13 protein-coding genes are annotated in these 13,402 nt (G+C 33.5%); all 13 read left to right on the forward strand.

The features are described 5' to 3' along the window. Window positions 1-290 precede the first annotated feature (290 nt). The 13 genes from BMX60_RS04785 to BMX60_RS04845 all read left to right on the forward strand — a co-directional run bounded on the left by BMX60_RS04785 (window position 291) and on the right by BMX60_RS04845 (window position 13,387). A complete protein-coding gene (locus BMX60_RS04785) occupies window positions 291-1,037 on the forward strand; it encodes a hypothetical protein (RefSeq protein WP_091349727.1) in 747 nt (248 codons plus the stop codon). 121 nt (window positions 1,038-1,158) lie between these two features. Further along, a complete protein-coding gene (locus BMX60_RS04790; protein ID WP_091349729.1) occupies window positions 1,159-1,506 on the forward strand; it encodes a phage holin family protein in 348 nt (115 codons plus the stop codon). A gap of 22 nt (window positions 1,507-1,528) precedes the next feature. Beyond that, window positions 1,529-2,539, forward strand: coding sequence for an alpha-hydroxy-acid oxidizing protein (locus BMX60_RS04795; protein ID WP_091349731.1), 1,011 nt, complete (start codon window positions 1,529-1,531; stop codon window positions 2,537-2,539). 75 nt (window positions 2,540-2,614) lie between these two features. Continuing rightward, the gene (gene bshC, locus BMX60_RS04800; protein ID WP_091349733.1) at window positions 2,615-4,183 is read left to right on the forward strand and encodes a bacillithiol biosynthesis cysteine-adding enzyme BshC; all 1,569 of its coding nucleotides are present in this window, start codon (window positions 2,615-2,617) and stop codon (window positions 4,181-4,183) included. A 30-nt stretch (window positions 4,184-4,213) separates the two neighbouring features. Next, the gene (gene bshB1, locus BMX60_RS04805; protein WP_091349735.1) at window positions 4,214-4,915 is read left to right on the forward strand and encodes a bacillithiol biosynthesis deacetylase BshB1; all 702 of its coding nucleotides are present in this window, start codon (window positions 4,214-4,216) and stop codon (window positions 4,913-4,915) included. 2 nt (window positions 4,916-4,917) lie between these two features. Continuing rightward, window positions 4,918-6,030 (forward strand): N-acetyl-alpha-D-glucosaminyl L-malate synthase BshA, encoded by a 1,113-nt coding sequence (gene bshA / locus BMX60_RS04810; protein WP_091349737.1) that lies wholly within the window; start codon window positions 4,918-4,920, stop codon window positions 6,028-6,030. A gap of 98 nt (window positions 6,031-6,128) precedes the next feature. Further along, window positions 6,129-6,509, forward strand: a complete 381-nt coding sequence (locus BMX60_RS04815; protein WP_091349740.1) for a hypothetical protein — start codon at window positions 6,129-6,131, stop codon at window positions 6,507-6,509. A 135-nt stretch (window positions 6,510-6,644) separates the two neighbouring features. Beyond that, a complete protein-coding gene (locus BMX60_RS04820; protein WP_091349741.1) occupies window positions 6,645-8,270 on the forward strand; it encodes a putative manganese-dependent inorganic diphosphatase in 1,626 nt (541 codons plus the stop codon). A gap of 226 nt (window positions 8,271-8,496) precedes the next feature. After that, window positions 8,497-8,955, forward strand: a complete 459-nt coding sequence (locus tag BMX60_RS04825; protein WP_207648393.1) for a HutP family protein — start codon at window positions 8,497-8,499, stop codon at window positions 8,953-8,955. Window position 8,956: 1 nt separating this feature from the next. Continuing rightward, window positions 8,957-9,325 (forward strand): PRD domain-containing protein, encoded by a 369-nt coding sequence (locus BMX60_RS04830; RefSeq protein ID WP_091349744.1) that lies wholly within the window; start codon window positions 8,957-8,959, stop codon window positions 9,323-9,325. A 304-nt stretch (window positions 9,326-9,629) separates the two neighbouring features. After that, entirely contained in the window at window positions 9,630-10,049 is a 420-nt protein-coding gene (locus tag BMX60_RS04835) for a PTS sugar transporter subunit IIA (protein ID WP_177159703.1), read from the forward strand. A 3-nt stretch (window positions 10,050-10,052) separates the two neighbouring features. After that, complete coding sequence (locus BMX60_RS04840; protein ID WP_091349748.1) at window positions 10,053-11,159, forward strand: ABC transporter ATP-binding protein; 1,107 nt, start codon at window positions 10,053-10,055, stop codon at window positions 11,157-11,159. A gap of 62 nt (window positions 11,160-11,221) precedes the next feature. Further along, complete coding sequence (locus tag BMX60_RS04845) at window positions 11,222-13,387, forward strand: alpha-amylase family glycosyl hydrolase (protein ID WP_091349751.1); 2,166 nt, start codon at window positions 11,222-11,224, stop codon at window positions 13,385-13,387. Window positions 13,388-13,402: the final 15 nt, after the last annotated feature.

The raw sequence follows: 13,402 nt of genomic DNA on the forward strand, positions 1-13,402 counted from the left end.
TATTTTCTGAGGGGATAGAGGGTGTGGGGTTACACCCAATCAGAGTAAACATAGCTTAAGCTGTGTTGACTGATAAATAATTTTGTTAAAATATTTGATTATTTCTATTGATTTTAACAAAATTAATAACCTTGGAATTGTAGATGGTAATCCTTCTGGAGTTTTAGTAACTCAATTATTTATTCAAAGATAATTTTCATCACCCCATTTGGCTGGGGTGTTTTTTATCACCTTTTTTCTTCACCTACATACTATGGTAGAGAAGATAGAAGAAAAGGAGGTTATCCGGTATGGAAGATAAATTTTTTGAGGAAAACATTTTAGAAGATGTAAATGAAGAAGATATGACTAGACATTATAAGCCTAAGCCACCAATTCCACCAAAACCCTTTGAAATTGATTGTATTATAGTTAAAAAAGTATATGATGCTTGCCGTCAACAAGAATGTCAGTTCTTTGAGTTTCCATGGTATTTACCAAATGGCTGGGATGAAGAGGATGTAGCTTATGCTTATACTAAAATAGTACCAAGTTCTGTGACCTATGAAGTAATAGATAGGGAGTTAATCGATGGAGGTCCTTTAGCAAGGGTGCAAGTAGAAGTTTGTGCTCAAATTGAAATGTATGTTGTGAATCAACAAGGAGTTAAAGTAAAAGTAATACCACCTGTTAAAGTTAATAGTAATAATAGTAACAATAACAATAATAATTACAACCTTATTAAGAATATAGTTTGCTTTGAAAAAGATGTTATACTATACATGCCAGATTTAGACAAGATGGAAGTAATAGTAGAAGCTATTTTCCAAGTAGCAGGGGAACCAGTTTTAGAATATCCAGAAGAAGGTCCTGCTCTAGCCTTTATCCCAATTGGTGCTTTCATAATTTTAAAATCTGTAGCTCAAGTACAGCTTCTTGTTCCAACTTATGGTTTCTGCCCTCTTCCCCCTCTTTGCGAAGAGTTCCCAGATACAGACCCATGTGATGATTTCCAACAACTACCATTCCCAGATTTCTATCCACCACAACCTAAATAATCTTAGAGGTCACAGGCTATCCTGTGACCTTATCAATTTAAACATAAATTTTGGCAATTGGTGGTTAATTTCAACATTTTATGATAAAATTAATGTAAAATAATGTAGAGGAGTGGCGGAAATGAGAGGATTAGTTTGGAGATGGGTAATCAATGGTTTAGCCTTATTTTTAACAGCACAGCTTTTTGCAAGTATTGAAATTAAGTCTTTTGGTTCAGCCTTAATCGCCGCTTTAGTATTAGGGTTAGCCAATGCTGTAATCAGACCGATAATTAAAATAATAACTTTCCCTATAACTATCTTGACTTTAGGATTGTTTACTTTTATCATCAATGGTTTTATTTTGTGGTTGGTACAAGCTAATGTTACTGGTTTTGTTATCACCAATTTTTGGTCTGCAGTATTGGGAGCTATTGTTTTAAGTGTTATTAGTGCAATTTTAACTTCTTTAATTTCTGACCAAAATTAAAAAGTGCAAGGAGAGATCTAATATGCCTACAGAAATCAGAAAAAAAGCAAGGGAATTGATGACTGGCTATTGTAAAGTTTGTCCTGTTTGTGATGGTAGGGCATGTAAAGGCCAAGTACCAGGTATGGGTGGTGTCGGTACAGGAAGTTCTTTTTGGGCTAATTTAGAGAGTTTAGCAAAAGTTAAACTTAATATGAGGACTATCCATGATAAAAAGGATCCTGATACTTCCACAACTATTTTTGGAAGGAAAATTTCCCTTCCTGTAATGGTTGGGCCTATGACAGGGACTACCTATAACATGGGTGGAAAAATAGGGGAAAAGGAATTTGTTTCATATCTCGTTGAAGGAAGTTTAAAAGCTGGGTCCCTTGCTATGACCGGCGATGGAGCGGATCCTGCTATGTATAATTCTGGCCTTGAAGCTATTAAGGAATTTGGCGGAGGAATTCCCATTATTAAACCCCGTTCACAACAGGAAATTATATCTAGAATTAAAGAAGGGGAAAAGGCAGGGGCAGTTGCAATAGGTGTAGATATCGATGGGGCCGGTTTAGTAACTATGGCATTAAAAGGTCAGCCGGTAGGTCCTAAAACTGTTGCAGAACTGAAGGAATTAGTTCAATCAACGGCTCTTCCTTTTATTTTAAAAGGGGTTATGACTGTTGATGAAGCGGAATTGGCAGTGGAAATTGGAGCACAAGCTATAGTTGTATCTAACCATGGTGGCAGGGTATTAGATAGCTGCCCAGGGGCTGCAGAAGTTTTACCAGAGATAGCAAAAAGGGTAAAAGGTAAAATAACTATTTTTGCTGACGGTGGTGTAAGAACGGGAATAGATGTCTTAAAAATGTTAGCTTTAGGTGCTGACTGTGTATTAATTGGCCGACCCTTTGTTACTCAAGCCTTTGGTGGAGGTGCCCAAGGGGTAGAGGAATATTACAAGGTTATTCAAAGTCAGTTATACCAAGGTATGATTTTAACTGGCTGTGGTAGTATAAAAGAAATTGATGAAAGAATTATAAGGAAATAGGTAAGATAACCCTATGTATGCTTTTTGGGCATCCATAGGGTTTAACTTAAATGATTAAAAATAAGGGGTGCAAAAATGGAAAATATTTACTACAATTACATAGAAAAGGATCCTAAAGCCCTGTCTTTATTTTCTTATCCCCCTAATTTCCAAGGTTTAAAGGACAAAGTGGCGGACTTAAAGGATAAAAGGGTATCAATAAAACTATGTCATTATTTAAGGGAATATAACAAAAGTTTAGGTTGTAGTGAAAAAACATTGAGAAATATTGATAAGCTGGAATCTGGTGCAAAGGTTGTAATTACAGGACAACAATGTGGCTTACTAGGTGGTCCTATGTACACTATCTATAAAGCTTTGACAGCGGTAAAGTTAGGGGAAAAAATAGAGAAAGAAACAGGGGAACCTATAGTACCAATTTTTTGGGTAGCTGATGAAGATCATGATTGGTTAGAGATCAATAATACGATCCTTTTAGATCGAGAAGGTAACCCGAAAAAATTTATTATAGAGGGAGAGGGTAGTGATTTACCTGCTTACAGGCGGGAAATAGGGGAAGAAACCCTTAATAGATTAATTTCTTTTATTCAAGATTTAGGTTTTTCCACCGAGTATTTACCGAAAATCATCAACTTATTAGAAGTCACCTTTGATAAAAATTACAGTAATTGGTTTGCTAAGTTACTTACTAAATTATTGGAAGGAACAGGTATAGTTTTGGTGGATTCTAAGGCAAAGGTTATCAAAACTGAAAGTAACGGAATATTTCAGGAAATGGTACTAAAGAGAGAGGAGTTAATGAAGGAACTGGAGAAGACAAATAAACAAATCCAGTGCCTAGGCTATCCTCTGCAAAACCCTATTGACTATAATTCTGAAACTAATCTCTTTTTACTAAAGGGAAATTATAGATATAAATTAAGAAAGGAAAAGGAAGTTTTTTTAATTAAAACTGGGGAAGTTTTCAATCAAGGGGAAATAATTCAATATATCGATGAGGGGTTAATAAGCCCTAATGTTTTTTTAAGACCGGTAATTCAAGATGTAGTTTTTCCAACTTTAGCTTATGTGGCAGGTCCTGGAGAAGTAAATTATTTAGCTCAAATAAAAGATATGTATAAAATCTTAACTGGATTTAATTTACCTGTTATTTATCCAAGGCAGAGTTTTTTACTTATAGAACCCCATGTAAAGAAATTTTTAGAAAGATATTCACTGAATTATCCACATATCCACAGTTTAGAACGGTTTAAAAGGGAAGTTATCCACAATAGCCTTTGGGAAGGATTAGAAAGGGATTTTCAGGAGTTAAGAACTGACATTATCCACCAATATAACAGACTTATCGACAAAATATCAACAATAAATCCACAGTTATCCACACTTGGTGATAAAAATCGACAGTTAATTCTCAAGCAAATTGATTTTTTACAAAACAAAACTTATAATGCCCATAAAGAGAAATATCAAGGAATGATCAGAAATATAGAGAAAATCCAAAACAACTGTTATCCTTACAACATTGAGCAGCAGAGAATTGTAAGTCCCTTTTATTTCCTTTTAAAGTATTATCCTAATTTAATCGAAAAAATTACTGAAAACATCCAGTTGGAAAATTTTAAACTACAATATGTTGAATTATAATTCTAATATAAGGTAAAGGGAGGTATTTTTGTGATAGACATTATGGCAATTGGAGCCCATCCCGACGATGTGGAAATTGGGGTGGGAGGGATTTTAGCAAAGTATAAAGGGTCAGATGTAAAAACAATGATCGTTGATTTAACAAAGGGGGAAATGGGGACAAACGGGACACCTCAAATAAGGGAAAGGGAAGGGAAAAGAGCTGCGGAAATCTTAGGCTCTAAGCGGGTGGTTATGGACTTACCCGATGGAAAAATTAAAGTAAGTGAGGAAAATTTAATAAAGGTTATCGAACTCATTCGCCAGTTTAGGCCTCGAATAATCTTAACCCACTATCCTGATCCTGAGCAACATCCCGACCACTATAATAGTGCCCTTTTAGTTAGGCAAGCTGCCCACTTAGCAGGTCTTGCCAAGTATCCTGCCCAGGGAGAAAGATTTCGACCAGAGAGAATATATCATTTCTTTTTACCAAAGTATCTTCAACCTTCCTTTATAGTTGATGTAACCGATAGCTTCCCTATTAAAATGGAGGCTTTAAAGGCCCATGAATCCCAGTTTTTATCTAGGGATAAGGGATTGCCAACTAATGTCAATAGAGAAGATATTTTCGAGGGAATTGAAACTATCGCTAGATACCATGGCCAATCTATCGGTGTTAAATTTGGTGAAGCTTTGTATTATAAAGGGGTATTAGGGGTAGACAATATTATGAATATAGGTATGTTGTAAAGATGTTGAAAATAGGAATTACTTGTTATCCTTCCTATGGGGGCAGTGGTGCTATGGCCACAGAATTAGGAAAGACTTTAGCTGATAAAGGTCATATTGTCCACTTTATTAACTATGAAGTGCCTTTTAGATTAAATGGCTATCACCAAAGGATAGTCTATCACCATTTAGAAATTCCCACTTACCCTTTGTTTAAATATCCACCATATACCTTGGCCTTAGCTTCCCGGATTGCAGAAGTAGCCCTTAATGAGAAATTAGATATAATCCATGCCCATTATGCCATCCCCCATTCAATATGCGGTTATTTAGCTAAGCTTATGGTACCTAATTTAAAATTAGTTACTACCCTACATGGTACCGATATTACTTTAGTAGGTAACGATCAGACTTTCTTCCCTATAACTAAATTTGCCATAGAAGCTAGTGATGGAGTAACCGCAGTTTCCCAAAGTCTTAAAGAAGATACATACAAAATTTTTGATATTAAAAGGGATATCCAAGTTATTTATAATTTTGTCGATACTGCTAGTTATAAAAGGGAAAGAAATTCTAAATTAGTTAATTGTTTAGGTCTTAATGGGAAAAAAGTTGTAATTCACATTTCAAACTTTCGACCTGTCAAAAGAATTACCGATGTTATAGAAATATTTAAAGGAATTAGTGAAAAGGTAGATAGTGTTTTATTGATGATTGGTGATGGGGTGGAAAGGAGTAAAGCTGAAAAGCTGACAGCCAAGTATAATTTAGATGTAAGGTTTTTAGGGCAACAAGCTAATATCATTCCCTTTTTATCAGTAGCAGATCTTCTACTTTTACCATCGGAACAGGAGAGTTTTGGCCTCGTTGCTTTAGAGGCCATGGCTTGCAATGTACCCGTTGTAGGAAGTAAAGTGGGAGGTTTACCAGAAGTGATAAAAGATGGAGATAACGGCTATTTAGTTGAAGTTGGGAATATAGGCCTTTTTGTTCAAAAAAGTTTAGCTATTTTAACTAATGATAATTTAAGAGAGATAATGGGTAATAAAGGAAGGGAGAGGGCAGTTAAATATTTTGACCAAGGGAAGATTATAAAAGAATATGAAGAATTTTATTACCAAATTTTGAAAGGATAAGAGGAATTTTAACTTTTTTATAGTAATATATATTTAATAGAATTTGATCACTTTTAACTTTTAAAGTGAAATTTATAGATAAAGGAAGGGAAAAAAAAGTGAATGATTCGTGGCCTAGGTTTAAAAGTTTTGTCTTTTGTACTATGATATTTGTAGTTTTCGGTACCCTAATGAGTTGGGTACACATCATGGGGGAAGTAAAAGGGATAGATGAACCTGTTGGAAAAATAGTATTTCTATTAGCAGTTATATCTATCGCCTTGATATTATTAGTGCAAAAGCTGGACTTGAGATGGATCGCGAGAATTTCCTCAATTATTGTGTTGTGTATACTTTACTATATTTTTACTGTAAACTCCCGTTATGATTTACCAGTAACAACATATAGAGAAACGGTAGGGCTTTTGGGTGAAGGAATTTACTTTACCACTATTTCTAGCCTACTTACTATTATAATTTCAGCTTTAGGAAGTAAATAATAATATTTAAGCAAGGTGTATTGCAGTATTACCATATACCTTGCTTTTTTTATTCATTTAAGGGAAAGCTAATACTGGACAGTTAGGGAGAGGTGTTATATAATATTTAGGCTAAAATTAAGGAGGTATTGGAAGATGGATGGAGAAATAATTGTTTTAGGTCATAAAAATCCTGATACTGATTCTGTGGCTTCAGCCATTTCATATAGTGCTTTAAAAAACAAATTAGGTCAAAAATGTGTTCCTAAGGTATGTAGTGCTATAACGGGAGAAGCTAAACATGTTTTAGAGTTACTGGGAATTGAACCACCAGAAGTTCTAGATACTATGGAACTAAAGGTAAAAGACTTTATGAATAGGGAGCATCCTTATCTTTCAGAAGAAGAGACCCTAAAAAATATAGGTTATATTATGGGAAAAGAAGGAGTAAAAACTATCCCTTTAGTGAATAAAGAGAATGTTGTAACTGGTATTATAACAGCTGGGGATTTCGCTAAATTATATTTACAAGAAATATCTAGTGGTGAAACTATTTCTACAGGTATTGACCTTGAAAGTGTACAGAAAACTTTAAATGGAACTATATTTTTAGGGGATAAAGATCAATTAATATCTGGACGGATAATTGTAGGGGCTATGGGAGTTGAAAAACTACTTAGTCATTTAGGGGAAAATGATATTTTACTTATAGGTGATAGAGAAGATTGTCAAATTCAAGGATTAGAGTATGGAATCAATGCTTTGATAATAACTGGAGGAGCAAAGCCCTCAAAGAAAGTCTTAGAATTGGCCCAAAGGAAAGGAACCCCTATATTAGGCTACGATGGAGACACTTTTTCCGCTGCCCGCTTAATTTCTTTAGCCCGTAAGGGAAAGGAAATTATGACAAAAGAGCCATTTACTGTCGATGTAAATACTACAGTCACAACAGTTAAGGAACTGTTTAATCAAAAAAAGTACAGGTCTTTTCCAGTAGTTAATGAAAAGGGACAGTATCTAGGAATAGTGACTAAAGGGGAAATTTTAAATGCACAGCCTAAAAAAATAATATTAGTTGATCATAACGAGAAATCCCAAAGTGTTGACGGTTTAGAATGGGGTGAAATAATTGAAATAATTGATCATCACCGTTTAGGAGATGTACAAACGAAAAAACCTATTTTTATAAATTGTAAACCAGTAGGGAGTACTGCTACGTTGGTAACGGAAATGTATCTTCAAAAGGGAATTATCCCAGAGAAAAAAATAGCTGCTTTGCTATTAGCTGCCATTTTATCTGATACCGTCATTTTAAAATCCCCTACTACAACTTCCCAAGACAAAGAGATGGCCCTATATTTATCAAACTTAACGGGACTAGATATCAAAGAATTTGGTGGGAAAATCTATGGATGGTCAGAAAATCTAGAAAAGATTACACCTTATGAAATTGTCACCGGTGACTTGAAAGAGTTTTCCTTTTTAAAAGGTAGAGTGGCTCTGGGTCAATTTGAAACAACCGATGCAAGAAAAATTTTAGAAATGAAAAACTCTATTTTAGGAGAAATGGAACGAATAAAAAATAAAAAAGGATTAGATCATATACTAATGGTAATTACTGACATAGTAGAAGGTAATTCCTACATGTTTTCCATCGGTAGTTTAAATACCTATGTAGAGCTTGCTTTTTCTAAACCAGTAGATGAAATTATTTATTTACCAGGGGTAATGTCAAGGAAATTACAAATTGTACCACCATTAAGTGAAGCATTAAATGTATAATTTGCTGAAATGAGAGCAAAATAGATAATGGTTAATGACTTACTTTCATTAGCCCCCTGTGAATACTCCGAACAGTATAGGCCGCTGTTCGGAGCATTATTTTTTTTTAGTTTTCTGGAAAAAAGTTAATTATAATTGACAGAAATTAGTTTGCATTGTATATTTAAAATGTATTAACATTATTATTTTAATGTATGAAAGTTAGAGAAGATATGGGGTGAAAAATTTGCTAGACATAACTAAAATTCTTGAGGGTGAAGAAGGGAAAATACCTATTGGTAAAGCAGCTTTGGCATTAGCTATGATTGCCGATGATTCAGACGATGCCCTTGTAGAATTACTAAATGGAAAAGACTTATTAGCTGTAATAACCAGGGCAGGTGGTAAAGGGGAAGAGGTAAAAAATAAGGTTTTAAGAAATTCATTAGCTGCAGCAGTAAATAGTGCTGTTATTACTGATAACATTCAAGATAGACGGGTATTAGCCCGCTGTGTAGAAAGGGCATTGGCAGGTTTAGGTGGTCCTATGACTTCCATTTCTGGAGCAGGGATGAAAATTGGTATTGTTAGAGATGATGCCCATTTAGCAGTGGCTATCTATGGGAAAATAGGGATACCTGGACTTAATGTAGACCATGAAATCTCTGGTTTAGGAGTACATTATTACGGTTTATTAGGTGATTAAAATGTGGCTACAAGAAATGGAAGAAAAATTTTTGCCTTTAGTTTCTACTAAGGATAAAGAACAAAAAGATTATTTAATATCTTTACTTAAGAAAGTAGATGAAAGTTTAGCTGCTAAGGGTTTTAAAGGATTGACTTTTTTTCACAGTGTAACTTTGTATAACCACTTAGCTAATCTTTGTACCAGAGGGATACTTGAAGAGCTGGATGAAGGGGTTTTTGGAGATCTTTCTAAAAAATATCCACAGGCTTATGAAATAGCAGAAAGTATACTATCCCTGATGGAAGAAAAGTTTCCTGGTGTAAACCAAAAGGGAGAAAGACAGCATTTAACTATTTTATTATCTGATTTAACTAAAGTCAAAAATTAATTTCAGGAAAACTTGAAACCTTATTGGGTTCCAAGTTTTTTCTTTTTTATGATTATGAGAAATTATTATATATTTTAAAATATAAAATTAAGATGTTTTTTTAAAAAAAATATTTTTTAAAAAAAGGATATTTTGTTTTTATGTAGAATATATAATAACAAGAAAAAATTCTGATAAAGATTATGGATTGATAAGATAATTATAATAATATAATTTTAGGGTATAAGAAAAATAAGTAAAATAATAACCCACCCTTTGTTTAACATTGGGGTGGGTTTGTCTTTTTTAAGGAAGGATGGTAAAAATGGTGGGAATAGTGATTGTTGCCCATGGCAACTTAGCCCAACAATTTATAAAAACCAGTGAGATGATTTTAGGTAAACAAAAGAACTTGTTGGCTGTAAATGTATTACCTGAAGATAGTTTGATAGAGCTTCGAGTAAAAGTAAAAGAAGCTATAGAAAAGGTAAAAACAGCTAATGGAGTCATTATATTCACTGATATTTTTGGAGGCAGTCCCACCAATGCCAGCACTTACTTATTGCTTGATGGAAATGTGAGAGTTATAACTGGAGTAAACTTAGCTATGCTTCTAGAGACTTTGGCAAATAGAAATAAGTCTTTAGATAGATTGACTCAATTGGCTTATAAAGCAGGGAGTGAAGGTGTCCAAATAGTACAAGTAGAACAAAAAGGTGAACAACTTGAATTTAAAGGAGGTTAGAAAATGGCAAAAGTTGTTTTGAAAAACATTTCCAAATACTATGGAGATGTAATGGCGGTAAATGACTTTAATTTAGAAATCCAAGACAAGGAGTTTTTAGTTTTGGTAGGACCATCCGGTTGTGGTAAATCCACTACTTTAAGGATGATTGCAGGTCTTGAAGAAATAACCGATGGGGAGCTGTACATAGGAGATAAAAAAGTAAATGATGTTCCCCCTAAAGACAGGGATATAGCAATGGTTTTCCAAAATTATGCCTTGTATCCCCATATGAACGTTTATGAAAATATGGCCTTTGGACTTAAGCTTAGAAAATTTAGTAAAAGTGAAATTGACCAAAGGGTGAAAGAAGCAGCTAGAATTTTAGGAATAGAGAACTTGCTAAAAAGAAAGCCAAAGGAGCTTTCCGGTGGTCAAAGGCAAAGGGTAGCATTAGGTAGAGCTATAGTAAGGAATCCTCAAGTTTTCTTAATGGATGAGCCTTTATCTAACCTTGATGCTAAATTAAGGGTCCAAATGCGTACAGAAATCAGTAAATTACACCATAGGTTACAAACAACAATGATTTATGTAACCCATGATCAAACAGAAGCTATGACTATGGGAGATAGAATTGTAGTTATGAAAGATGGAGTAGTACAACAGGTGGCATCACCTCAAGAAATTTACGATAACCCCAAAAACGTCTTTGTTGCAGGTTTTATAGGTTCTCCTGCGATGAATTTCATAGATTCTGTCATAGTAGAAAAGGACAGTGACTTGTACTTAAAATTTGCTGGAGTAGAAATAAAAATACCTTCAGGTAAAAGTAAAGTATTAAGAGAAAAGGGTTATGTAGGAAAAGAAGTTATCATGGGTATTAGACCTGAAGATCTCCATGATGAACCGGTATTTATTGAAAGTTCACCGGAAAGTGTCATAGAACCAGTAGTAGAAGTAGTTGAAAAAATGGGAGCAGAAAACTATCTATATCTCGTGTTAGGGGAAGTTCAATTAACAGCTAGGGTAGATGCAAGATCAAAAGCAGTTGTTGATAGTAAAATTAAAGTAGCTTTAGATATGAATAAAGTCCATATTTTTGATAAAGAAAGTGAAGAATCAGTTTTATAAGTTTATCTTTCCTTAATTATTAAAAAAATGAAAAATATCTAGTTAAGAAGGGAGAAGTTTTTATGATAAATAAAAAAAATAGTATAGGTAAAGCAATATGTATTTGTTTATCTATTCTTTTATTGTTTGGAGTGTTAAGCATTTTTCAACCAGTAACAAATGCCACTCAAAATTCACTAGAACATATCAAAGAGCATACAAGTGTTAATAATCAAGTAAATTATGCTACTGATGTTATATATCAGATTGTAACAGATCGTTTTTTAGATGGCGATAAATATAATAATCCAACTTGTGAAAACCTTTATTCTGAGGACGGGGCTGATTTGCGTAAATATTTAGGTGGAGATTGGAGAGGTATTATACAAAAAATTGAGGATGGATATTTACCTGATATGGGAATTTCAGCTATTTGGATTTCTTCACCAGTAGAAAATATATATGCTGTTCATCCGCAATTTGGAACATCTTATCATGGTTATTGGGCAAGGGATTTTAAAAGAAATAATCCTTTTTTTGGGGATTTAAATGATTTTAGAGAACTTATAGCGGTTGCTAATGAACATGATATAAAAGTAATTATTGATTTTGCACCTAATCATACTTCTCCAGCAGAAGTTAATAATCCTAACTATGCTGAAGATGGTAATTTGTATAATAACGGAGAATTTGTAGCTTCTTATTCTAATGATTTAAATGAAATTTTTTACCATTTTGGAGGAACTGATTTTTCAACTTATGAAGATAGTATATATAGAAACCTGTTTGATTTAGCAGGATTAAATTTAAATAATAATTTTGTTGATCAATATTTACGTGATTCGATAAAATTTTGGTTAGATCTCGGTGTTGATGGTATTAGAGTGGATGCTGTTAAACATATGCCGTTAGGATGGCAGAAATCTTTTGTGGATACCATTTATAATCATAAACCTGTATTTGTTTTTGGTGAGTGGTATTTAGGTAAAGATGAATATGATCCTAATTATTATCATTTTGCAAATAATAGTGGTATGAGTTTATTAGACTTTGAATTTGCTCAAACTACACGTAGTGTGTTTCGAAATCATGAAAAAAATATGTTTGACTTATATGACATGCTAAAAAATACGGAAAACAACTATGAACGTGTTGTAGATCAGGTAACTTTTATTGATAATCATGATATGGATCGCTTTCACTATGATGGAGCAACTAAAAGAAATGTAGAAATTGGATTAGCATTTTTACTAACATCAAGGGGAGTTCCAACTATTTATTATGGTACTGAACAATATTTAACAGGAAATGGTGATCCATATAATCGTAAGCCTATGTCGTCTTTTGATCAAAATACAAAAGCATATAAAATTATTCAAAAATTAGCACCTTTAAGGAAGTCTAACCCAGCCCTTGCTTACGGAACAACACAAGAACGCTGGTTGAATAATGATGTTATTATTTATGAACGTAAATTTGGAAATAATATTGTTTTAGTGGCAATAAATAGAAATTTAAGTCAATCTTACTCTATAACTGGTCTCAATACCAAACTTCCTGAGGGTTATTATTATGATGAGCTAGACGGATTGTTATCAGGTAAAAGTATTACTGTTAACCCTGATGGTTCAGTGAATCAATTTATAATTAATCCTGGAGAAGTAAGTATATGGCAATTTGCAGGGGAAACTATTACTCCACTTATTGGGCAAGTTGGACCTATTATGGGTCAAGTAGGCAATAAAGTGACTATTAGTGGTGTTGGTTTTGGTGATAAAAAAGGTACAGTAAATTTTGGAGAAATAGATGCAACAATTATTAGTTGGACTAATTCAGTTATACAGATAGAAATACCATCAGTACCAGCAGGGAACTATGAGATTACTGTTTCAAGTGAAGGTGGGGAAAAAAGTAATAGTTATAATTTTGAAGTGTTAACTAATAAACAAATCCCAGTAAGATTTGTTGTTAATAATGCATATACATCTTGGGGGCAAAATGTATATCTTGTTGGCAATGTTCATGAATTAGGAAATTGGGATCCAAATAGGGCAATAGGACCATTTTTTAACCAAGTAGTTTATCAATATCCTACTTGGTATCTAGATATTAGTGTTCCAGCTGATACAACATTGGAATTTAAATTTATTAAAATAGATGAATCTGGGAATGTGATTTGGCAAAGTGGATTAAATAGAGTGTATACTACACCGGAAAAAGGAACAGATACAATTTATTTTGAATGGTAAATTATTTAATTTTAT

This window comes from Anaerobranca gottschalkii DSM 13577 (genome assembly GCF_900111575.1).
Taxonomy (GTDB): Bacteria; Bacillota; Proteinivoracia; order Proteinivoracales; family Proteinivoracaceae; genus Anaerobranca; species Anaerobranca gottschalkii.